This window comes from Geobacillus sp. CCR (genome assembly GCF_052906625.1).
Genome location: NZ_JBREBQ010000006.1, coordinates 1 through 21,336, shown reverse-complemented (window position 1 = coordinate 21,336; position 21,336 = coordinate 1). Strand labels below are relative to the sequence as shown.

The window sequence follows — 21,336 nt, the reverse complement described above, 5'->3', positions numbered from 1 at the left end:
ATGGGAAGTCTTCAAACGGTGTTTTTGCGGCAAGTTAGGTACATATTGTATTTGCTCGCCATCTATACGCTCGGCTTTGGATTTACGCCGTATAAAACCGTTTTTCTCAGCTTGATTCTCGGCACATCGATCAGCCTCCTCATGGTTTGGAACTTAACCTGGAAAATCGAAAAATTCGGACAAGCGGTGGCGGCGCGCAAAAAAGTGCGCACATTAGGCACCTTATCGCGTTTGGCGCTTGCCGCGTTGGCTGCTGTCATTGTTCTGACGTATCCGCAATATTTCCATATCGTGCCAACCGTTTTGGGATTAATGACATCCTACATTGTCATTATAATAGATTTCTTCTTTCACAAATGGAAAAACGACAAGCTGCAGGTATGAAAGCGAGGTGAGAGAGGATGGAGCATAAAGCGCCGCTTGTCGAATTTTTAGGCCTTACGTTTAATTTATCTGATATGTTGATGATTACGATCACGAGCTTGATCGTTTTCATCATTGCTGTTGCGGCTACTCGCTCGCTTCAGCTGCGCCCGACGGGGATGCAAAACTTTATGGAGTGGGTCTTTGACTTTGTCAGAGGCATCATTAACAGCACGATGGATTGGCAAACGGGCGGCCGCTTTTTGACGCTGGGCGTCACGCTCATCATGTATGTGTTTGTGGCCAATATGCTTGGACTGCCGTTTTCCGTCCACGTAAACGGTGAACTTTGGTGGAAATCGCCGACCGCGGATGCGACCGTTACGTTGACGCTGGCGGTGATGGTCGTCGGCCTCACCCACTACTATGGCGTCAAAATGAAAGGGGCGTCCGACTATTTGCGCGATTACACCCGTCCAGTCGCCTGGTTGTTCCCGCTTAAAATCATCGAAGAGTTTGCCAACACGCTGACGCTCGGTTTGCGTCTTTTCGGGAACATTTACGCTGGGGAAATTTTGCTTGGCTTGCTCGCCAGCCTTGGCACGCATTACGGTGTGCTTGGCGCTGTTGGCGCAGCCATCCCGATGATGGTGTGGCAAGCGTTCAGTATTTTTGTCGGAACGATTCAGGCGTTCATTTTTACGATGTTAACAATGGTTTATATGGCTCATAAGGTCAGTCATGACCATTGAGCATTCCTTTTCATTAGAGCAAGACTTGAATGAAACATTACTTTAAACATTGCGAAGGAGGATCTATCAACATGAGTTTGGGTGTACTTGCAGCTGCGATTGCGGTAGGTTTGGGGGCGTTAGGCGCCGGCATCGGCAACGGGTTGATCGTCAGCCGTACCATCGAAGGGATTGCTCGTCAACCAGAATTGCGTCCGGTTTTGCAAACGACGATGTTCATCGGGGTCGCGTTGGTTGAGGCGCTTCCGATCATCGGTGTCGTCTTCTCGTTCATTTACTTAGGTCGATAAGAAATCGATATGGAAAGTGATGGCGAAGTTCGTGTCAACGACCACCTTCGCCATTCCTTTATGTGCGGTTTTGCGAGATCGCGTCGGTGCGATAGCTGTCGAAAGGAGTGAAACGCGGTGTTGTGGAAGGCAAACGTATGGGTGCTCGGCGAAGCGGCGCATGGCATCAGCGGCGGCACGATTATTTACCAATTGCTGATGTTCATCATTTTGCTGGCCTTGTTGCGCAAATTCGCTTGGCAGCCGTTAATGAATATCATGAAACAACGTGAAGAACATATCGCGAACGAAATCGACCAGGCGGAAAAACGCCGTCAAGAAGCAGAAAAACTTCTTGAAGAACAGCGCGAACTGATGAAGCAGTCGCGCCAAGAAGCGCAAGCGCTCATTGAAAACGCGCGCAAGCTGGCTGAAGAGCAGAAAGAACAAATTGTCGCCTCGGCCCGTGCGGAAGCGGAACGGGTGAAAGAAGCGGCGAAAAAAGAAATCGAGCGTGAAAAAGAACAGGCGATGGCCGCGCTCCGCGAACAAGTGGCCTCGTTGTCTGTCTTGATCGCCTCAAAAGTGATTGAAAAAGAGCTGACCGAGCAAGATCAACGCAAGCTGATCGAAGCGTACATCAAAGACGTTCAAGAGGCAGGAGGAGCGCGATGAACCAAGAAGTGATCGCCAAACGGTACGCGTCCGCTTTGTTCCAAATCGCGCTCGAACAAGGACAGCTTGATCGAATCGAAGAAGATGTTCGCGCCGTGCGCCAGGCGTTGGCGGAAAACGGCGAGTTTTTATCGCTTCTTTCGTATCCGAAACTTTCCTTGGATCAGAAAAAAGCGCTCATCCGCGAAGCGTTCGCCGGTGTGTCCACCCCGGTGCAAAACACGCTTCTCCTTCTTCTGGAGCGCCATCGCTTCGGCCTTGTGCCCGAGCTGGCGGAACAGTTTCTCGCCCTAGTCGACGATGCGCGTGGCATCGCCAAGGCGGTCGCCTATTCGGCGCGGCCGTTGACGGACGAAGAACTGCGGGCGCTTTCCGACGTCTTTGCCCAAAAAGTCGGCAAACAGACGCTTGAGATTGAAAATATCATTGATCCGGAACTCATCGGCGGCGTGAAGCTGCGCATCGGCAACCGCATTTACGACGGCAGCGTCAGCGGGCAGCTTGAACGGATTCGGCGGCAGCTGATCGGCTAACATTTGAAGACAGGGGTGAAAGGCATGAGCATTCGAGCGGAAGAAATCAGCGCGCTCATTAAGCAGCAGATTGAAAACTATGAATCGCAAATCCAAGTGAGCGACGTCGGCACCGTCATCCAAGTCGGCGACGGGATCGCGCGCGCTCATGGGCTCGATAACGTCATGTCCGGCGAGCTCGTCGAGTTTGCCAACGGCGTGATGGGCATGGCGTTGAACTTGGAAGAAAACAACGTCGGTATCGTTATTTTAGGACCGTACACCGGCATTAAAGAAGGGGACGAAGTGCGCCGTACGGGCCGGATCATGGAAGTGCCCGTTGGGGAAGCGCTCATCGGCCGCGTCGTCAACCCACTCGGTCAGCCTGTTGACGGATTAGGGCCGGTGGAAACGACGGAAACGCGCCCGATCGAGAGCCCGGCGCCGGGCGTTATGGACCGGAGATCGGTGCATGAGCCGCTGCAAACCGGGATTAAAGCGATCGACGCGCTCGTGCCGATCGGCCGCGGCCAGCGCGAACTCATCATCGGCGACCGGCAAACGGGGAAAACGTCCGTCGCCATTGACACGATCATCAACCAAAAAGACCAAAACATGATTTGTATTTATGTCGCCATCGGGCAAAAAGAATCGACGGTCCGCACCGTTGTCGAAACGCTCCGCAAACACGGCGCGCTCGACTATACGATCGTCGTCACCGCTTCGGCGTCGCAGCCGGCTCCGCTTTTGTTCTTGGCGCCGTATGCCGGTGTGGCGATGGGCGAGTATTTCATGTATAAAGGCCAACACGTGTTAGTGGTCTATGACGATTTATCGAAACAAGCCGCGGCATACCGTGAATTGTCGCTCTTGCTTCGCCGTCCGCCGGGCCGTGAAGCGTATCCGGGGGATATTTTCTACTTGCACTCCCGCCTGCTTGAGCGCGCAGCGAAATTGAGCGATGCCAAAGGCGGCGGTTCCTTGACCGCGCTTCCGTTCGTCGAAACGCAAGCGGGCGATATTTCCGCGTACATTCCGACGAACGTCATCTCGATTACGGACGGGCAAATTTTCTTGCAATCGGACTTGTTCTTCTCCGGCGTCCGCCCAGCGATCAACGCAGGGTTGTCCGTTTCGCGCGTCGGTGGGGCAGCGCAAATCAAAGCGATGAAAAAAGTAGCCGGGACGCTCCGTTTGGACTTGGCCGCTTACCGTGAGCTGGAGGCGTTCGCCCAATTCGGCTCCGACCTCGACAAGGCGACGCAAGCGAAGCTCGCCCGCGGGGCGCGCACGGTCGAAGTGCTGAAGCAAGATTTGCATCAGCCGATTCCGGTCGAAAAACAAGTGTTGATCATCTATGCATTGACGCGCGGCTTTTTGGACGACATTCCGGTTGAAGATGTGCGCCGTTTCGAGAAAGAGTTTTACTTGTGGCTCGACCAAAACGGCCAACACTTGCTTGAGCACATCCGCACGACGAAAGATCTTCCGAACGAAGACGATCTCAATAAAGCGATCGAAGCGTTCAAGAAAACGTTTGTCGTTTCACAATAAGGCCGGCGGGGGCATATCGCCCCCTCACGCCTGTTAGAACCCGTGCAGCAAAAAGGTGGTGAAACCTTTGGCATCGTTACGCGATATTAAAACGCGCATCAATGCGACGAAGAAGACAAGCCAAATTACAAAAGCGATGGAAATGGTCTCGACGTCGAAGCTGAACCGAGCGGAGCAAAACGCGAAATCGTTCGTTCCATATATGGAGAAAATTCAAGAAGTCGTGGCTAATGTGGCGCTTGGCGCCGGGGGGGCTTCGCATCCGATGCTCGTTTCGCGCCCGGTGAAAAAAACCGGGTATCTCGTGATCACGTCGGATCGCGGTCTGGCTGGCGCGTACAACAGCAACGTGCTGCGCCTCGTGTACCAAACGATCCAAAAACGCCATGCTTCTCCGGACGAATATGCGATCATCGTCATCGGCCGCGTCGGGTTGAGCTTTTTCCGCAAGCGGAACATGCCGGTCATTCTCGACATCACCCGCTTGCCGGACCAGCCGTCGTTTGCCGATATTAAAGAAATCGCCCGCAAAACGGTTGGGTTATTCGCCGACGGTACGTTTGACGAGCTGTATATGTATTACAACCATTACGTGAGCGCGATCCAGCAAGAGGTGACGGAACGGAAGCTTCTGCCGCTCACTGACTTGGCGGAGAATAAGCAGCGCACGGTGTACGAATTTGAACCGTCGCAAGAAGAAATTTTGGACGTCTTATTGCCGCAGTATGCGGAAAGCCTCATTTACGGCGCATTGCTCGATGCAAAAGCAAGCGAACACGCCGCCCGCATGACGGCGATGAAGAACGCAACGGACAATGCGAACGAGCTCATTCGCACATTGACGCTTTCCTACAACCGCGCTCGCCAAGCGGCGATTACGCAAGAAATTACGGAAATTGTCGCCGGAGCAAACGCCTTGCAATAGGGGACTAGCAAGTTAGGAGGGAAAACGATGACAAGAGGACGCGTTATCCAAGTCATGGGTCCGGTTGTAGACGTCAAGTTTGAGAACGGCCACTTGCCGGCGATCTACAACGCCCTGAAAATTCAACATAAAGCGCGCAACGAAAACGAAGTCGACATCGACTTGACATTGGAAGTCGCCTTGCACCTTGGCGATGATACAGTACGGACGATCGCGATGGCGTCCACAGACGGCCTCATCCGCGGCATGGAAGTCATCGATACCGGTGCACCGATTTCGGTGCCGGTCGGCGAAGTCACGCTTGGCCGCGTGTTCAACGTCTTGGGCGAGCCGATCGACTTGGAAGGCGACATTCCGGCTGACGCCCGCCGCGACCCGATTCACCGTCCGGCGCCAAAATTCGAGGAATTGGCGACGGAAGTCGAAATTTTGGAAACGGGGATTAAAGTCGTTGACTTGCTTGCCCCGTATATTAAAGGCGGAAAAATCGGTTTGTTCGGCGGCGCTGGCGTAGGAAAAACGGTCTTGATTCAAGAGCTGATCCACAACATCGCCCAAGAGCACGGCGGGATTTCCGTCTTTGCTGGCGTCGGCGAACGGACGCGCGAAGGAAACGACTTGTACCATGAGATGAAAGATTCCGGCGTCATCAGCAAAACGGCCATGGTGTTCGGACAAATGAATGAGCCGCCGGGGGCGCGGATGCGCGTCGCCTTGACCGGCTTGACGATGGCCGAATACTTCCGTGATGAACAAGGCCAAGACGTGTTGCTCTTTATCGATAACATCTTCCGTTTCACGCAGGCCGGTTCGGAAGTGTCGGCGCTGTTAGGCCGCATGCCGTCGGCCGTTGGTTACCAACCGACATTGGCGACGGAGATGGGTCAATTGCAAGAGCGGATCACGTCGACGGCGAAAGGATCGATCACCTCGATTCAAGCGATTTACGTCCCGGCCGACGACTATACGGACCCGGCTCCGGCCACGACGTTCTCGCACTTGGATGCGACGACGAACCTGGAGCGGAAGCTCGCGGAGATGGGGATTTATCCGGCCGTTGACCCGCTCGCTTCGACATCGCGTGCGTTGGCGCCGGAAATCGTCGGCGAGGAGCACTACCAAGTCGCCCGCAAAGTGCAGCAAACGCTGCAACGTTATAAAGAATTGCAAGACATCATCGCCATCTTGGGGATGGATGAACTGTCGGATGAAGACAAACTCGTCGTTCATCGCGCCCGCCGCATCCAGTTCTTCTTGTCGCAAAACTTCCACGTGGCGGAGCAGTTCACGGGCCAACCGGGCTCCTACGTGCCGGTGAAAGAAACAGTGCGCGGCTTTAAAGAAATTTTGGAAGGCAAATACGACCATCTTCCGGAAGATGCGTTCCGCTTAGTCGGCCGCATTGAAGAAGTCGTTGAAAAAGCGAAAGCGATGGGTGTCGAAGTGTGACCCGGGATAGGGGGATTGGACAATGAAAACGATCCACGTGAGCGTCGTTACTCCTGATGGCCCGGTGTACGAAGACGATGTTGAGATGGTCAGCGTCAAAGCGAAAAGCGGCGAGCTCGGCATTTTGCCGGGGCACATTCCGCTTGTCGCCCCGCTCGAGATCAGCGCGGCCCGGCTGAAAAAAGGCGGCAAAACGCAATACATTGCCGTCAGCGGCGGCTTTTTGGAAGTCCGCCCGGACAAAGTGACGATTTTGGCTCAAGCTGCTGAACGGGCGGAGGACATTGACGTCCTCCGCGCCAAAGCGGCGAAAGAGCGGGCGGAGCGCCGCCTGCAAAGCCAGCAGGATGACATCGACTTCAAGCGGGCTGAACTGGCGTTAAAACGCGCCATGAACCGTTTGAGTGTTGCGGAAATGAAGTAAAAAGCAGGGGAAAACTCCCCTGCTTTTTTTGATGAAAACAGAAGAATCGTCCGTCAAGGAGAGAGGCAAACGCTCTCTCTTTTTTCGTTCCTCGCATTCCGTCGTTTCAACAAAGATGAAGCGCTTACATGAATGGATACAGTGTTGACAGTGTTAACTTGAAGTTTTGCTGACACGGCTGGATATAAATGTTATAATGAAATCGAAGGAATTATTGAAAAATTTCATCATTAACACCATACGTATGTAGTAAACCGGAAGGGGGCGAGCTGGTTGAGCAACATCTATGCAAACAGTTATTTGATCATCTTCGTCTTCCTTTGCCTCGGTGTGTTGCTGCCGATCGGGGCGCTCACGGCCGGGCGGTGGCTGCGGCCGCACGTGCCGAGTGATGCAAAGGCGACAACGTATGAAAGCGGTAACAATCCCTTTCACGACTCGCGCGTTCAGTTCCAAGTTCGGTACTACCTATTTGCCTTGCTGTTTGTCATTTTCGATATCGAGACGGTGTTTTTGTACCCGTGGGCTGTTGTCTATGACCAACTCGGTTTGTTCGCGTTGGTGGAAATGATCATTTTCATCGTTTTGCTTGCCATTGGCCTTATCTATGCTTGGAAAAAGAAGGTGTTACGATGGATGTGAAATGGGAGGGTTTTTCTGGCGTCGAAATGGAAGAAGTGAAGCGAAACGTCTTTTTGACGACGTTGGAACAGTTGAAAGGATGGGCCCGAAGCAGTTCGCTTTGGCCGTTGACGTTCGGCCTTGCCTGTTGCGCTATCGAGATGATGGCGGTCGGCGGCGCCCATTACGACCTCGACCGGTTCGGTTCGTTTTTCCGCGCCTCGCCGCGGCAGGCGGACGTCATGATTGTCTCGGGCACGGTGACGAAAAAAATGGCGCCGCTCTTGCGCCGGTTGTATGACCAAATGCCCGAACCGAAATGGGTCATCGCCATGGGTTCGTGTGCGACAGCCGGCGGCCCGTACGTCAAATCGTACAGCGTCGTCAAAGGCGTCGACCAAATTGTCCCGGTGGACGTGTACATACCAGGCTGTCCGCCGAACCCGGCAGCGCTCATCTACGGTATTCATAAATTAAAAGAAAAAATCCGACTGGAAGCCAAAACGGGGAAGAAGGTGCTGTAACCGATGGATGAAGAAAAAGATTTGGCCCAGCGAAAAAAAGAAGCCGCTGAGCGGGCAAAACAGCTGGCGCGCGAACGGCTCGCGGCTAGGCAGGCAGATGAACAGGCCAAGTCAGCCGCCGAAACGGGCAGTTTGAAAACGCCCCCGAATTCGAATGGCAGCCAGCTCGAAACAACGAAGGGAGAGGCAACGGAACCGGCATCGGCCGACGATCTTGCATTGGCGAAAAAACGAGCAGCCGAGGAAGCGCGGGAGAGGGCCGCCGAACTGCGAAGACAGCGGGAAGCAGCCGCGACAGGCGGCGCGACCGAAGGCGACCTCGAGGCGGCGAAGAGAAAGGCGGCGGAGGAAGCGCGGGCGAGGGCGGCGGAGCTGCGAAGACAGCGGGAAGCAGCCGCGACAGGCGGCGCGACCGAAGGCGACCTCGAGGCGGCGAAGAGAAAGGCGGCGGAGGAAGCGCGGGCGAGGGCGGCGGAGCTGCGAAGACAGCGCGAGGCCGCTGCGTCTGGTGCGGCGACCGAAGGCGACCTCGAGGCGGCGAAGAGAAAGGCGGCGGAGGAAGCGCGGGCGAGGGCGGCGGAACTGCGGAGACAGCGCGAGGCCGCTGCGTCTGGTGCGGCGACCGAAGGCGACCTCGAGGCGGCGAAGAGAAAGGCGGCGGAGGAAGCGCGGGCGAAGGCGGCGGAGCTGCGAAGACAGCGCGAGGCGGCGGAAAGCGGTGCGGAGGATGATCTTGAGTTGGCGAAGAAAAAGGCAGCTGCGGCCGCGAAGGCGAGAGCTGCTGCATTAGCCAAACAAAAAGCCGCTGAAGCGTCGGGCGACGATGACGAGCTAGCCAAGCAAAAAGCGGCCGCCGCGGCGAAAGCGAAAGCTGCGGCCGCGGCAAAAGCGCGGGCGGCGGCCTTGGCGAAGCAACAAGGCGGCGCTGGCGATGAGGGGGCGAAACAAAAAGCGGCAGCGGCCGCCCGGACAAAGGCCGAAGAAACTGACGGAGGAACCGGACGGTATGCCGCTCCGTCGCCGAACGATCCGCTGCTTGAGAAATATGTCCGCATCATTCATGAGCATCTCGGTTCGGACGTGCTCGAGGATGCATACATCAACCGGCTGGCGAAAGATGTGCCGACGCTTGTCGTGAAAAAAGAGGCGTACTACAAAGTAGCCGAGTTTTTAAAATACAATGAACAGCTCCGGTTTGACTACTTGTCCGAGCTGCACGGAACCGATTTTCAGACGCACATGGAAGTGTACGTCCATTTGTATTCCTATCCGAACCGGCAGCCGGTGGCGTTGAAAGTCAAAATCGAGCGCGACAACCCGGAAGTCGATTCGCTCGTCCCGCTTTGGCCGGGGGCGAACTGGCCGGAGTGCGAAGCGTACGATTTGCTTGGCATCCGTTTCCGCGGCCACCCGAACTTAATCCGCATCTTCCTAGGGGAGCAATGGGTCGGGCATCCGTTGCGCAAAGATTACGAGCCGTATGATGCGGAGGTGTAGATGATGCTGCGCACAGAAGAAATGATTTTAAACGTCGGCCCTCAACACCCGAGCACGCACGGGGTGTTCCGCCTCATTTTAAAAATTGACGGCGAGATCATTCAAGAAGCGACACCGGTCATCGGCTATTTGCATCGCGGAACGGAGAAAATTGCCGAAGGGCTGCAATATACGCAAATCATCCCGTACACCGACCGGATGGACTATTTATCAGCGATGACGAACAACTATGTGCTTTGCCATGCGGTCGAAACGATGATGGGCATTGAAGTGCCGGAGCGGGCCGAATATTTGCGCGTTCTCGCCATGGAGCTTGGGCGGATCGCCAGCCACCTTGTCTGGTGGGGGACGTACTTGCTTGACCTTGGCGCGACGAGCCCGTTTTTGTACGCGTTCCGCGAACGCGAAATGATTATTAATCTATTAAATGAGCTGTCTGGAGCGCGGTTGACGTTCAACTATATGCGCATCGGCGGGGTCAAATGGGATGCGCCGGACGGTTGGATTGACAAAGTGAAGCAGTTCGTTCCGTACATGCGGGAGAAACTTCACGGCTATCATGAGCTTGTCACCGGCAATGAAATTTTCCGCCAGCGCGTCACCGGCGTCGGGCGGTATACGAAAGAAGAGGCGATCAGCTATTCGCTGAGCGGCGTCAACTTGCGGTCGACCGGCGTCAAATGGGATTTGCGCAAAGATGAACCGTATTCGATCTATGACCGCTTTGATTTTGACGTGCCGGTGCGCGAGGGCGGCGATTGCCTCGCCCGCTATGAATGCCGGATGGCGGAAATCGAACAGTCGCTCCGCATCATCGAGCAGGCGTGCGAGCAATTTCCGCCTGAGGGGCCGATCATGGGAAAAGTGCCCCGCATCATTAAAGCGCCGCCGGGTGAGACATTTGTCCGCATCGAAGCGCCGCGCGGCGAGATCGGCTGCTATATTGCGAGCGACGGCAAAAAAGAGCCGTACCGCCTCAAATTCCGGCGCCCATCGTTTTACAACTTGCAAATACTCCCGAAGCTGCTCAAAGGGGAAAACTTGGCCAATGTCATCGCCATTCTTGGGTCGATTGACATTGTGCTTGGGGAGGTCGACGGATGATGGAACAATGGCTTGAATCCACGCCTGGCTGGTCGAACATCGCCCTGTTTTTCGGGCTTGGGGCGCTGCTTTTGGCGGTTGTGCTCGCCTTTGTCACATACGGCATTTTGGCCGAACGGAAAGTGATGGGGTTTATGCAAGGGCGCATCGGCCCGAACCAAGTCGGCGGCCGCTTCGGACTGCTGCAAACCGTTGCCGATGTGTTGAAGCTGCTTTTGAAAGAGGATACGATCCCGAAAGCGGCCGACCGTCCGCTCTACGTGCTGGCGCCGATCATCGCCTTTGTGCCGTCGTTTATGGTGTTGGCGGTATTGCCGTTTACCGATGCGTTCCGGTTCGCCGATATTGGCGTCGGCCTTCTGTATTATATCGCTGTCTCCGGCTTGACGACCGTCGGCGTTGTCGCCGGCGGCTGGGCGTCAAACAACAAATACGCTCTGCTTGGCGGCATGCGGGCAGCCGCGCAAATGATTTCCTATGAGATTCCGCTCGTCATGTCAGCGCTTGGCGTCGTGCTTTTGGCTGGAAGCATGAATTTAGTCGACATCGTTGCGGCGCAAAAAGACGTCTGGTTCATTTTCGCCCAGCCGTTGGCGTTTTTGATTTTCCTCATTGCCGCGGTGGCCGAGTTGAACCGGACGCCGTTTGACTTGCCGGAGGCGGAGTCCGAGTTGGTCGCCGGCTTTCATGTCGAATATTCCGGATTCCGTTGGGCGTTCTTTATGCTCGCCGAGTATGTGTATTTGTTCGCCATGGCGGCGCTTGTGACGATTTTGTTTCTCGGCGGCTGGCATCCGGTCGCCTTTCTCGGCTGGATTCCTGGCGCGGTCTGGTTTGCGCTGAAGTTTTGTGCGGTTGTTTTCGTCCTCATTTGGTTTCGCGCCACATTTCCGCGCGTGCGCGCCGACCAGCTGATGGAGTTCGCCTGGAAAGTGCTGCTTCCGCTTTCGCTCGTCAACATTGTGCTGACGGCGGTCGTTAAAGCGTGGTTTTTCTAAAAAAGCCGGTGATTTAGTGAAAAGTCGCGAAAAACGGACTTTTCTCAAATTGAGAAGTCCTGTAAAATCAACGTCTCTCTTTCAACCAAAAGCAACGGATTCGGCGAAATCGGTCGTTTTTCGCCAGTCCTCTAAAGAAACAAAGCAACTTGTCTTGCCAGGAAGGGGGCAGCCGCCCATGAGCATGGCCTCCTTCTTCGGGCAGAGGTCGTGTCGGAACGCCACTTTTCCCATGAGAGGGGTAGACGGATGATAGGGTTGATGAAAGGATTGGCGTATACGTTAAAAGAGTTGACGCGCGAAAAAGTGACGTACGATTACCCGCACGAACCGCTCCCGCTCCCGGATCGGTTTCGGGGCATCCAGAAATTTTATCCCGAAAAATGCATCGTGTGCAACCAGTGTGTCAACATTTGCCCGACCGAATGCATCCAGCTGACCGGGAAAAAACATCCCGATCCGACGAAAAAAGGGAAAGTGATTGAGACGTACAACATCAACTTTGAAATTTGCATTTTATGTGATTTGTGCACGGAAGTATGCCCAACGGAAGCGATTGTCATGACGAACAACTTTGAGCTCGCGGAATACAGCCGCGACGCTCTGTATAAAGATTTGGCCTGGCTTGATGAAAACGATACGAACATAAGAAGGGAGAATAAGCCGTGAGCGGAACGGACATCGCCTTTTTCTTGCTCGCCCTCACGGCGATTGCCGGGGGAGTGACGATGCTCCAGCTGACGAACGTCGTCCATATGGTCATCGCCCTCGTCATGACATTTTTGGGCATTGCCGGGCTGTACGTGCTGTTGTACGCCGAATTTGTCGCTGTTGTGCAAGTGCTCATCTATTCCGGAGCCATCACGATCATCATGCTGTTTGCGATCATGCTGACGCGCCATCACACAGACGAAAGGGAGCGCCAAACCACCGGCGGCGTCTGGCATAAAGCGGTTGCCGCCCTCTCCGTCATCGCCTTCGGCCTTGCCGTCTACTTCGGCATCCGCCAGCTCGACTTCGGCGCTGACGGCAGCGCGCTGGCGGGCGACAACGCTAAGGCGATCGGCAAGTTGCTTTACTCGTATTATACGATTCCGTTTGAAATCGTGTCTGTCATTTTGCTTGTCGCCTTAATTGGCGCGATCGTGTTGGCGAAAAAAGACGGCAAGGGGGCGGAAGACGAATGACATTATCGGCCTATTTAGCGTTGGCGCTGATCTTGTTTTGCATCGGGCTGTACGGGGCGCTCACGAAGAGGAATACGGTCATTGTGCTCATCTGCATTGAGCTGATGTTAAATGCGGTTAACATCAATTTCGTCGCGTTTGCCAAATACGGCGCCCATCCCAGCGTTCACGGGCATGTGTTCGCGCTGTTTGCGATCGCCGTGGCGGCGGCGGAAGCAGCCGTCGGCTTAGCTGCGCTCATCGCTTTTTACCGCAGCCGGAAGACGGTTCAAGTCGATGAAGCCAATTCGTTGAAACATTAGAGAAGGGGATGGGAACGATGATGAACCTAGCTTGGGTCGTGCCGCTGTTCCCGCTTGGTTCGTTCATTCTGTTGCTGCTGTTCGGACGGAGATGGAAACAGGCAAGCGCCTATGTCGGCATCGCCGCGGCGTTCTTGTCGCTGCTTTTGGCGCTCGCGGTGCTTGTGGACCGCCTCGGCGGGTCGACGTATGAGGCAAACTGGACATGGATGACGATAGGCGGCGTGACGTTGACGGTCGGGATTTCCGCCACCGCCCTAAACGCTTGGATGCTCGTCGTCGTCGCACTCGTCAGCTGGCTCGTCCATGTGTATTCGCAAGGGTACATGGCTGGCGATGAACGGTTTTCCACCTTTTACGCGTATTTGGGCCTGTTTACGTTTGCGATGCTCGGTCTTGTGCTGTCGCCGAATTTGCTGCAGGCGTACATCTTTTGGGAGCTCGTCGGGCTTGGATCGTTTTTGCTGATCGGTTTTTACTTCTATAAGGAAGAAGCAAAAGCGGCGGCGAAAAAAGCGTTCATCATGACGCGCATCGGCGACGTTGGCTTTTTCATCGGCATGATGTTGCTCTTTTGGCAAACGCACAGCTTTGATTACGACGACATTTTCCGCGCCGTCGGCGACGGGACGCTGTCGCCGGGGATGACGACGCTCGCGGCGATCTTGATTTTCATCGGCGCCATCGGCAAATCGGGGCAATTTCCGCTCCATACATGGCTTCCAGACGCGATGGAAGGCCCGACGCCGGTGTCGGCGCTCATCCACGCTGCGACGATGGTGGCGGCCGGTGTGTACCTTGTGGCGGCATTGTTTCCGCTGTATGAGGCAAGCCATGCAGCCATGATGACTGTGGCGACGATCGGCGGGGTGACGGCGATTTTCGCCGCGACGATCGGCTTGGTGCAGACGGACATTAAGCGCGTCCTCGCGTATTCGACGATCAGCCAGCTCGGTTATATGATGTTGGCGCTTGGCGCCGGCAGCTATGTCGCGGCCATCTTCCATTTGACGACGCATGCGTTCTTTAAAGCGCTCCTCTTTTTGGCCGCCGGGAGCGTCATTCATGCCGTCCGTACGCAAAACATCGAGGAAATGGGCGGGCTTTGGCGGCGGCTGCCATGGACCGCGCCGCTATTCCTCATTGGGGCGCTGTCGATCAGCGGGGTTCCGCTATTCGCCGGCTTTTTCAGCAAGGACGAAATTTTGGCCGCCGCCTGGACGAACGGGCCGCGCCTCCTCTTTTGGCTCGCGGTCGCTGCCGCGCTGTTGACGTCGTTTTATATGTTCCGGCTCTTTTTCCTCGTCTTTGCCGGCAAAGCGCGGCATCATGAGGATGCTCATGAAGCGCCAGCCTCGATGGTGGCGCCAATGCTTGTGCTCGGCGTGCTGTCGATTGCATCCGGATACATGCAAACGCCATGGTTTGGCTCGTTCCTTGGCGAATGGTTGACGGATGGAGCGTATCGTCATGAAGCGGCGCCGGGATGGATCGCTGTTTTGGCGACGATCGTGTCGTTTGCAGGGATTTTTCTCGCTTGGCTGATGTACGGGGCGCAGAAAATGCCGCGCGATTGGCTGTCCGCGCGTGTTCCGTATGTTGATGAGCTGCTGCGCCGTCATTACTACATCGATGACATTTACCGTTTGACGGTCGTGTCGCTTGTGTCATGGATCAGCCGCCTGTTGACGTATGTCGACCGCTTCCTTGTTGAAGGGCTCGCCCGGCTTGCCGCCGGCATTGTCGGCGCGGCCGCCTCGGCTGGGTCGCGCGGGCAAAACGGGCAGGCGCAGACGTATGGGGCGGTGACGGTGGCCGGATTGGCGATTTTGGTCGTCATTTTCGCCTTAACAGGGGGGTACTGGCTATGATGTTTTTATCGCTGCTCGTCTTTTCGCCGCTGTTAGGCATCGTGTTGCTGATGTTTGTCCGCAAAACGGATGAACGAATGATTCAATGGCTCGGAACGGCTGCCACCGTACCGCCGCTCATTTTGGCGTTGTTTGCTTTCATTCAGTCCGGGCGCGGGTTTCGCCTCGAGCGGCTCGACGAAGCGCGGGACTGGGTGCGGCTTGCTGACCTGCCATTTTTGACGGACGCGGCGTATGTGATCCGCTATGAGCTCGGCATCGATGGGCTGTCGCTTGTCTTTATCGTTCTGACCGCGGTGTTGGCGACGTTGGCCGCTTTGGCGTCGATGCTTGTCAAAACGGAGAAAAAAGGGTATTTTCTCTGGCTGCTGGCGCTTGAGATTGGCATGCTCGGCGTATTTTCCGCCGCCAATTTCGTTTGGTTTTTCCTCTTCTTAGAAGTGACGTTGGTCGCTATGTTTTTGCTTGTCGGCAAGTGGGGCGGGTTTGAGCGCGAGCGGGCGGCGTACAGCTACTTGTTGTACAACGGGCTCGGCTCGGCTTTGTTGCTTGTTGTGATCGCGGTGCTGCTTGCCCGAACTGGAACAGCGAACTTTGCCTTGCTTCATGAAATGTTACATAATCCAGCGGCGGAAGGGCAACTGATTGCGCCGTTGACGGAGGAAGGGCGTCGCTGGCTGCTCGGCGGGCTGTTGTTGGCATTTGCCGTCAAGCTGCCGGCTGTTCCGTTCCACTGCTGGCTCATCCGCGTCCACGTCGAAGCGCCGCCGCCGGTGGTGATGCTTCATGCCGGGGTGTTGCTGAAAATCGCAGCGTATGGGATGATTCGCTTCGGGGTCGGCTTGTTTCCGGATGAGTTCCGCTCGTTTGCCGGCGTTCTCGCTCTATTTGGCGTCATCAACGTGCTGTACGGCGCGCTGTTGGCGCTTCGCCAGCGCGAATTGAAGCGCGTGCTCGCCTACTCAAGCGTGTCGCATATGGGGATCGTGCTCATCGGACTCGGTGCGTTGAATGAGGCCGGCATTCAAGGAGCGGTCTTTCAATCGGTGGCTCACGGACTCATCTCGGCCTTGTCGTTTTTGCTTGTCGGCGTGCTCGCTCATCGAATGGGAACAACGGACATCAACCGGCTTGGTGGACTGACGAAAGCGATGCCGCTCTTTTCCGGGTATTTGCTCACAGCGGCGCTCGCCTTGCTCGGTCTGCCGGGGCTGGCGGGATTTGTCGGTGAATTCACGTCGTTTCTCGGTCTGTTTCAAACGAAGCCGGCCCTTGCCGCCGTGGGTGCGCTTGGATTGATCTTCGCCGCTGTCTATTCGCTGAAAGCCGTCCTTGATATCACGTTCGGCCGCCCCCGCGACCGGCGGGAAGCGGTCATGGGCTGGCGTGAGCCGCAAGCATCTGCGGCAAGCCTAGGTGAACCGCAAGGGGGCGTCGTTGACTTGCAAGGAAAAGAAGCTGTGCCGGCGTTCATCCTCGTCGCGTTGATCGTGGCCGTCGGCGTCTATCCACAGCTATTGGCCGCGCCGCTTACGGCCGTCGTCAAGACGATGATGAACGGGCTAGGGGGTTGATCACATGAACGATGTATGGCAATCCGATTGGAGCATGATGGCGCCCGAATGGATCGTCCTCGCGGCCGCCATAGCGCTGTTGGTGATGGACTTGGCGCTGCCGAGTGATCGAAGCCGCCGGCCGCTTGCTTGGGGCGCCGCGGCGGCGGCGGCGCTCGCCATGATCGCGACAGCGGCGATGATCCCGGCCGGGTCGGCATCGATTTTGCATGATACGTTCCGGCTCGATGCGTTCGCCAAAGCGTTCAAGTTCATTTTGCTGGCTGGCGGAGCGCTCGCTCTGCTTTTAGTGGCCGAATGGGCGCCGAAAGAAGGCAGTCCGCACCGCGGCGAATTTGTCTATATGATGTTGTTTGCGCTGCTTGGGGCGATGATGATGGCGTCTAGCGGCGATTTGCTTACATTATTTGTCAGCCTTGAGCTGCTTTCGGTGTCGTCCTACATTTTGGCCGGTTTGCGCAAAACGGCGCCGGCATCGAACGAGGCGGCGCTCAAATACGTCATCAATGGCGGCATCGCCACCGCCATCATGCTGTTTGGCATGAGTTATGTGTTCGGCTTGACCGGAACGACGAATCTCGGCGGCATCGCGCGCCGCTTGCAGGAGACGAACGAGCCGTACATGCTTGCTTTGGCGTTTCTGCTTTTGCTCATCGGCGTTTCGTTTAAGCTGGCGACTGTTCCGTTTCATATGTGGGCGCCGGACGTGTACGAAGGAGCGCCCGTTCCAGCGACCGCGTTTTTTGCCGTCGTGTCGAAAACGGCCGGCTTTGCCCTTCTTCTCCGTTTGCTGGTGACGATCTTTGCCGCGGCGCCGTCTGAAGGGCGTGACCCATCATCGCTTCTTTTGTCGATGCAGCCGATCATCACCGTGTTAGCTGGATTGACGATGATCATCGGCAGCGTCGTGGCGCTTCGGCAGCGGAGTTTAAAGCGGCTGCTCGCCTACTCAGGCATCGCCCACGCCGGCTACTTGCTCGCGGGGTTTGCCGCGATGTCATGGGCGATGATCGATTCGCTCTGGATGTATTTGCTCGTCTATACGTTGATGAACATCGGGGCGTTTGCCATTATTGCCCATATTGTCAATGAAACCGGATCCGATGATTTGGATGGGCTCGCCGGCTTATATCGGCACCGCCCATTTCTGGCTGCGGCGTTCGGGCTGTTTTTGCTCTCGCTCGCCGGCATCCCAGGAACAGCTGGCTTTATCGCCAAGCTGCATATTTTCATCGGCCTTGTCGTCACAGAGCCGGGCCATTATGTGCTCGCCGCCGTGATGGCGATCACGACCGTCATCTCGTACGTGTATTATTTCAATTTGATCGTCCAGCTCTTTTTCCGCCCGACGTTCACCGCGCCGCTTGGCCGGCTGCCGGCCGGGCTGTCGACCGCCGTCGTTCTTTGCGCGCTTGGAACGTTGGCGATCGGCTGGGCGCCGGGGCTTGCTTACGATATGCTTGCCCAGTTTGGGCATTTTGGCGATTTTTTGCCGTAACGGTAGAATAAAGGGAGAGGGAGAATGCCTCTCCTCTTTTTTTGCGCCGCCGGCTTCGTTTGGAAAGGAGGGGATGCGCTGCGTGCTTTGCGCAGGAAAGCTCCATCGAGCAATGTTTGCTTTCCACCTAGCATGAAAGTTTCAAGGCCTGCGCATTTTCATAGAAAGAGGGGAATGCTCATCCCGCTGGCTTTGTTTCGGGACGAGGAGCACCTTGGATGTGCGGCCGGTGCTGTTTCGGGGGAGAAGAGCTTGTCATGCGACGCTTAATCTGTTTTCGAAACGCATGAAGTGCTTTGGCTGCACGCCGCGTTCCGAAAAAGAGGAAATGCTTCGTATGCGCCGTTTCACATATGCTTGAGAAAGAGGTGAAACTTGATGATGCTGGTCATCGGCCAACAAGCGTTGATTTCGATTATCGTTCATTTGGCGTTTCTAGCGGTGACGTGGTGGACGCTGCAGGCGGTGCGGCTCGAGGTGCTGCTTCGGCCGAACCGCGTCGTCCAAGGGCGGCTGCTGTACATTTTATTGACGATTGCCATCGGCTCGACGGTGGCGAACTTTTTCCTTGACTATTGGGCTTGGTCAACCGATTTGCCGTATTTGTTCCGCGAATAGGGAGGCCCGGGGCGCCGTGGTGCTTCGGCTCCCCCTCCAACTGTCCGCTTGCCCCGCCCTCTGTCCGGCCGATCCGTTCTTGCCGCCGCCTCTTTGCTCCCCGTCCCGTCCCCTTCTTCCATGGATTCTCGGCTGTTTGCCCTCCGCTTTGATGTTTATTTATGAAAGCGATTTCAAAAATCGCCGGTTGTCGATTTTTTTGACGTATGTTCCCTTGCCCGGTGGCAACAATAACAAGTAAGGAGAGGAAGGGAACGAAGATGAGAAAAAATCCAATCTGTTGGCTGATGGCGCTGGCCGCCGCGGTCTTGTTGTTGGCCGCAGGGCAATACCGGACGGAAGGCGCGCGGGGGAACGAATGGTCCGAACCGTTGGAAATGATGGCGCACACATTGGCGCAACACGGTGCCTCGCTCGGCCGCTGGGTCGTGTACACAAGAGAGTATGCCCACGATATTCAAAATGATGCGGACTTTTTCAAAAAAATGGCGGAGTTCAAACAAACATACCGCTCCTTCCGCTGGACGTTCCACCAAACTAGCCATTGGCAAAAAGTGATCGGCACGAATGAACATTCCTTTTTTCGTGAACAAATCCAGCTCGTGATGACCGTCACAAATGGAACGCCGCAAACGTATATCCTCTATGAAGCGACCGGCCCAACGTGGAGCCAAGCTGGGTGGAAAGAAGCAGCACAGCACATTCAAAAAACGACGAACGGACTATTTGTGAATCACTCTACATTTTTCGCTTGTATTGAAGGCGAGTTCAGTGGTAATATGGAAGGTGGTTTGTTCGATCAAGCTTCTCAATTGCTTCGCGATTTTCAAGCGACGCCTGTCGAGTGGCTGCGGGAAGAGTCACTCGTTTCCCTGTCTGCATATACTGGGCAGTGGAAGAACGTTCTCCCGGCCGCCAATCATCAGCCGATCAACCTGCAACTCGCCTTGAGAGAAAAATTGGGCGGCAAGACGCGCGTCGTTGCTGGAACCCCAATCATTACCATTGAATACTAATATAGAGAAATTGGACGCGGAGGGGAATACCTTGGAAAAGATCATCGTCCGTGGCGGAAACCGGTTGAGCGGCACCGTCAAAGTGGAAGGCGCAAAAAATGCCGTTTTGCCTGTCATCGCTGCCACTTTATTGGCTACGAAAGGAACAAGTACGATTCATGATGTGCCTGCTCTTTCCGATGTATATACAATCAGTGAAGTGCTCCGCTATTTAGGCGCCGATGTGCACATTGCCGACGAGACGGTCACCGTCGATGCCACCGGTCCGTTGACGGTGGAAGCGCCGTTTGAATATGTGCGAAAAATGCGCGCGTCGGTGCTTGTCATGGGGCCGCTGTTGGCGCGCAACGGCCGAGCCCGCGTGGCGCTGCCGGGCGGCTGTGCCATTGGCTCGCGCCCGATCGATCAACATTTAAAAGGATTTGAAGCGATGGGCGCGTCTGTGAAAGTCGGCAATGGCTTTATCGATGCGGAAGTGAACGGACGGCTCCGCGGCGCCAAAATTTATTTGGACTTTCCAAGCGTCGGGGCGACGGAAAACATTATGATGGCCGCCGTGCTCGCGGAAGGCACGACTGTGATCGAAAACTGTGCGAAAGAGCCGGAAATCGTCGATTTGGCGAACTTTTTGAACGCGATGGGCGCCAAAGTGCGCGGCGCCGGCACCGGAACGATTCGAATCGAGGGAGTTGACGAGCTCGTCGGCACAACGCATACGGTCATTCCGGACCGCATCGAAGCCGGCACGTTTATGGTGGCGGCGGCAATCACCGGCGGCAATGTCCTCGTGCAAGGAGCCGTTCCGGAACATTTAGGCTCGCTGATCGCTAAACTCGAAGAAATGGGCGTGACCGTCATTGAAGAGGAAAGCGGCTTGCGTGTCATCGGTCCGGAAAAGCTGAAAGCCGTCGACATTAAAACGATGCCATATCCGGGCTTTCCGACCGACATGCAGTCGCAAATGATGGCTCTCTTGTTGAAAGCGGAAGGCACGAGCATGATCACCGAGACGGTGTTTGAAAATCGCTTTATGCATGTGGAGGAATTCCGGCGCATGAACGCCGATATTAAAATTGAAGGGCGTTCCGTCATTATCAATGGCCCGTGCCAGCTGCAAGGCGCCGAAGTGGCGGCCACCGATTTGCGCGCTGCCGCCGCTTTGATTTTGGCTGGACTTGCGGCGGACGGCTACACGCGCGTGACCGAGCTTCGTCATCTTGACCGCGGCTATGTCCGCTTTCATGAAAAACTGGCCGCGCTTGGCGCTGACATTGAACGCGTTCGGGAAGAAACAGAACAACTCGACCCGATCCAAGCGATCGAATGGAACGGATAATGGCGAAAAAACGACCGTGAACTGCCTTCGAGCAGGGAATGGTCGTTTTTTCTTGGAACACGGGCGACCGTCGAAGGACGGTAAAAAACAACCGTTCGTTCCTAACGGTCTGTTTTGAAGCTCAGAGAAAGACCGTCTGTGTCAACTACCCCCACTTAGCTAACGCTTGAAGTGGGGGCTTGCAACTCCCCAGAAGTGCAAACGGACTTCGTCCTCCTTCCTTGACTTGGGGTTGCATCAGGGGGCAGGTTGACGACTACCCAACGA

23 protein-coding genes are annotated in these 21,336 nt (G+C 55.7%); all 23 read left to right on the top strand.

From position 1 onward, the window contains the following. The 23 genes from ACVBDQ_RS04705 to murA all read left to right on the top strand — a co-directional run bounded on the left by ACVBDQ_RS04705 (nt 1) and on the right by murA (nt 21,069). Nucleotides 1-384 carry an ATP synthase subunit I gene (locus tag ACVBDQ_RS04705; protein ID WP_011232832.1) on the top strand — a complete coding sequence of 128 codons (384 nt, stop codon included), beginning with the start codon at nt 1-3 and terminating at the stop codon, nt 382-384. 17 nt (nt 385-401) lie between these two features. Then, entirely contained in the window at nt 402-1,115 is a 714-nt protein-coding gene (atpB, locus tag ACVBDQ_RS04700; protein ID WP_011232831.1) for a F0F1 ATP synthase subunit A, read from the top strand. A 71-nt stretch (nt 1,116-1,186) separates the two neighbouring features. After that, entirely contained in the window at nt 1,187-1,405 is a 219-nt protein-coding gene (atpE, locus tag ACVBDQ_RS04695) for a F0F1 ATP synthase subunit C (RefSeq protein WP_011232830.1), read from the top strand. 120 nt (nt 1,406-1,525) lie between these two features. Continuing rightward, a complete protein-coding gene (locus ACVBDQ_RS04690) occupies nt 1,526-2,059 on the top strand; it encodes a F0F1 ATP synthase subunit B (protein ID WP_171660741.1) in 534 nt (177 codons plus the stop codon). After that, nucleotides 2,056-2,592, top strand: a complete 537-nt coding sequence (locus ACVBDQ_RS04685; protein WP_011232828.1) for a F0F1 ATP synthase subunit delta — start codon at nt 2,056-2,058, stop codon at nt 2,590-2,592. Before ACVBDQ_RS04690 ends, ACVBDQ_RS04685 begins: the two co-directional genes overlap by 4 nt. A 24-nt stretch (nt 2,593-2,616) precedes the next feature. Further along, a complete protein-coding gene (atpA, locus tag ACVBDQ_RS04680; protein ID WP_011232827.1) occupies nt 2,617-4,125 on the top strand; it encodes a F0F1 ATP synthase subunit alpha in 1,509 nt (502 codons plus the stop codon). A gap of 67 nt (nt 4,126-4,192) precedes the next feature. Next, nucleotides 4,193-5,050 carry an ATP synthase F1 subunit gamma gene (gene atpG / locus ACVBDQ_RS04675; protein WP_011232826.1) on the top strand — a complete coding sequence of 286 codons (858 nt, stop codon included), beginning with the start codon at nt 4,193-4,195 and terminating at the stop codon, nt 5,048-5,050. Nucleotides 5,051-5,077: 27 nt separating this feature from the next. Beyond that, on the top strand, nt 5,078-6,499 hold the full coding sequence (gene atpD, locus ACVBDQ_RS04670) for a F0F1 ATP synthase subunit beta (RefSeq protein ID WP_011232825.1): 1,422 nt from the start codon (nt 5,078-5,080) through the stop codon (nt 6,497-6,499). A 22-nt stretch (nt 6,500-6,521) separates the two neighbouring features. Further along, the gene (locus ACVBDQ_RS04665; RefSeq protein WP_011232824.1) at nt 6,522-6,923 is read left to right on the top strand and encodes a F0F1 ATP synthase subunit epsilon; all 402 of its coding nucleotides are present in this window, start codon (nt 6,522-6,524) and stop codon (nt 6,921-6,923) included. Between the two features lie 273 nt (nt 6,924-7,196). After that, the gene (locus ACVBDQ_RS04660) at nt 7,197-7,565 is read left to right on the top strand and encodes an NADH-quinone oxidoreductase subunit A (RefSeq protein WP_011232823.1); all 369 of its coding nucleotides are present in this window, start codon (nt 7,197-7,199) and stop codon (nt 7,563-7,565) included. Beyond that, nucleotides 7,556-8,068: a NuoB/complex I 20 kDa subunit family protein gene (locus ACVBDQ_RS04655; RefSeq protein ID WP_011232822.1), complete on the top strand. Its 513-nt coding sequence runs from the start codon at nt 7,556-7,558 to the stop codon at nt 8,066-8,068. Before ACVBDQ_RS04660 ends, ACVBDQ_RS04655 begins: the two co-directional genes overlap by 10 nt. Nucleotides 8,069-8,071: 3 nt before the next feature. Then, nucleotides 8,072-9,565, top strand: coding sequence for an NADH-quinone oxidoreductase subunit C (locus tag ACVBDQ_RS04650; protein ID WP_446663059.1), 1,494 nt, complete (start codon nt 8,072-8,074; stop codon nt 9,563-9,565). A gap of 3 nt (nt 9,566-9,568) precedes the next feature. Continuing rightward, nucleotides 9,569-10,669: an NADH-quinone oxidoreductase subunit D gene (locus ACVBDQ_RS04645; RefSeq protein ID WP_014196947.1), complete on the top strand. Its 1,101-nt coding sequence runs from the start codon at nt 9,569-9,571 to the stop codon at nt 10,667-10,669. Then, nucleotides 10,666-11,667, top strand: a complete 1,002-nt coding sequence (gene nuoH / locus ACVBDQ_RS04640) for an NADH-quinone oxidoreductase subunit NuoH (RefSeq protein WP_011232819.1) — start codon at nt 10,666-10,668, stop codon at nt 11,665-11,667. The genes ACVBDQ_RS04645 and nuoH overlap by 4 nt, the downstream gene beginning before the upstream one ends. 249 nt (nt 11,668-11,916) lie before the next feature. Further along, nucleotides 11,917-12,336 (top strand): NADH-quinone oxidoreductase subunit NuoI, encoded by a 420-nt coding sequence (gene nuoI, locus ACVBDQ_RS04635; protein WP_013146600.1) that lies wholly within the window; start codon nt 11,917-11,919, stop codon nt 12,334-12,336. Then, the gene (locus ACVBDQ_RS04630) at nt 12,333-12,854 is read left to right on the top strand and encodes an NADH-quinone oxidoreductase subunit J (RefSeq protein WP_446663058.1); all 522 of its coding nucleotides are present in this window, start codon (nt 12,333-12,335) and stop codon (nt 12,852-12,854) included. The genes nuoI and ACVBDQ_RS04630 overlap by 4 nt, the downstream gene beginning before the upstream one ends. Then, nucleotides 12,851-13,156, top strand: a complete 306-nt coding sequence (gene nuoK, locus ACVBDQ_RS04625) for an NADH-quinone oxidoreductase subunit NuoK (protein WP_011232815.1) — start codon at nt 12,851-12,853, stop codon at nt 13,154-13,156. Before ACVBDQ_RS04630 ends, nuoK begins: the two co-directional genes overlap by 4 nt. A gap of 17 nt (nt 13,157-13,173) precedes the next feature. After that, complete coding sequence (nuoL, locus tag ACVBDQ_RS04620; protein ID WP_025039089.1) at nt 13,174-15,027, top strand: NADH-quinone oxidoreductase subunit L; 1,854 nt, start codon at nt 13,174-13,176, stop codon at nt 15,025-15,027. Further along, the gene (locus tag ACVBDQ_RS04615; RefSeq protein WP_446663057.1) at nt 15,024-16,601 is read left to right on the top strand and encodes an NADH-quinone oxidoreductase subunit M; all 1,578 of its coding nucleotides are present in this window, start codon (nt 15,024-15,026) and stop codon (nt 16,599-16,601) included. The genes nuoL and ACVBDQ_RS04615 overlap by 4 nt, the downstream gene beginning before the upstream one ends. A gap of 4 nt (nt 16,602-16,605) precedes the next feature. Next, on the top strand, nt 16,606-18,099 hold the full coding sequence (gene nuoN / locus ACVBDQ_RS04610) for an NADH-quinone oxidoreductase subunit NuoN (protein WP_023633284.1): 1,494 nt from the start codon (nt 16,606-16,608) through the stop codon (nt 18,097-18,099). 378 nt (nt 18,100-18,477) lie between these two features. Then, complete coding sequence (locus ACVBDQ_RS04605) at nt 18,478-18,717, top strand: DUF1146 family protein (protein WP_014196942.1); 240 nt, start codon at nt 18,478-18,480, stop codon at nt 18,715-18,717. A gap of 260 nt (nt 18,718-18,977) precedes the next feature. After that, nucleotides 18,978-19,733: a YwmB family TATA-box binding protein gene (locus tag ACVBDQ_RS04600; protein ID WP_011232809.1), complete on the top strand. Its 756-nt coding sequence runs from the start codon at nt 18,978-18,980 to the stop codon at nt 19,731-19,733. A gap of 31 nt (nt 19,734-19,764) precedes the next feature. Continuing rightward, the gene (gene murA, locus ACVBDQ_RS04595; protein WP_021321920.1) at nt 19,765-21,069 is read left to right on the top strand and encodes a UDP-N-acetylglucosamine 1-carboxyvinyltransferase; all 1,305 of its coding nucleotides are present in this window, start codon (nt 19,765-19,767) and stop codon (nt 21,067-21,069) included. Nucleotides 21,070-21,336 lie beyond the last annotated feature (267 nt).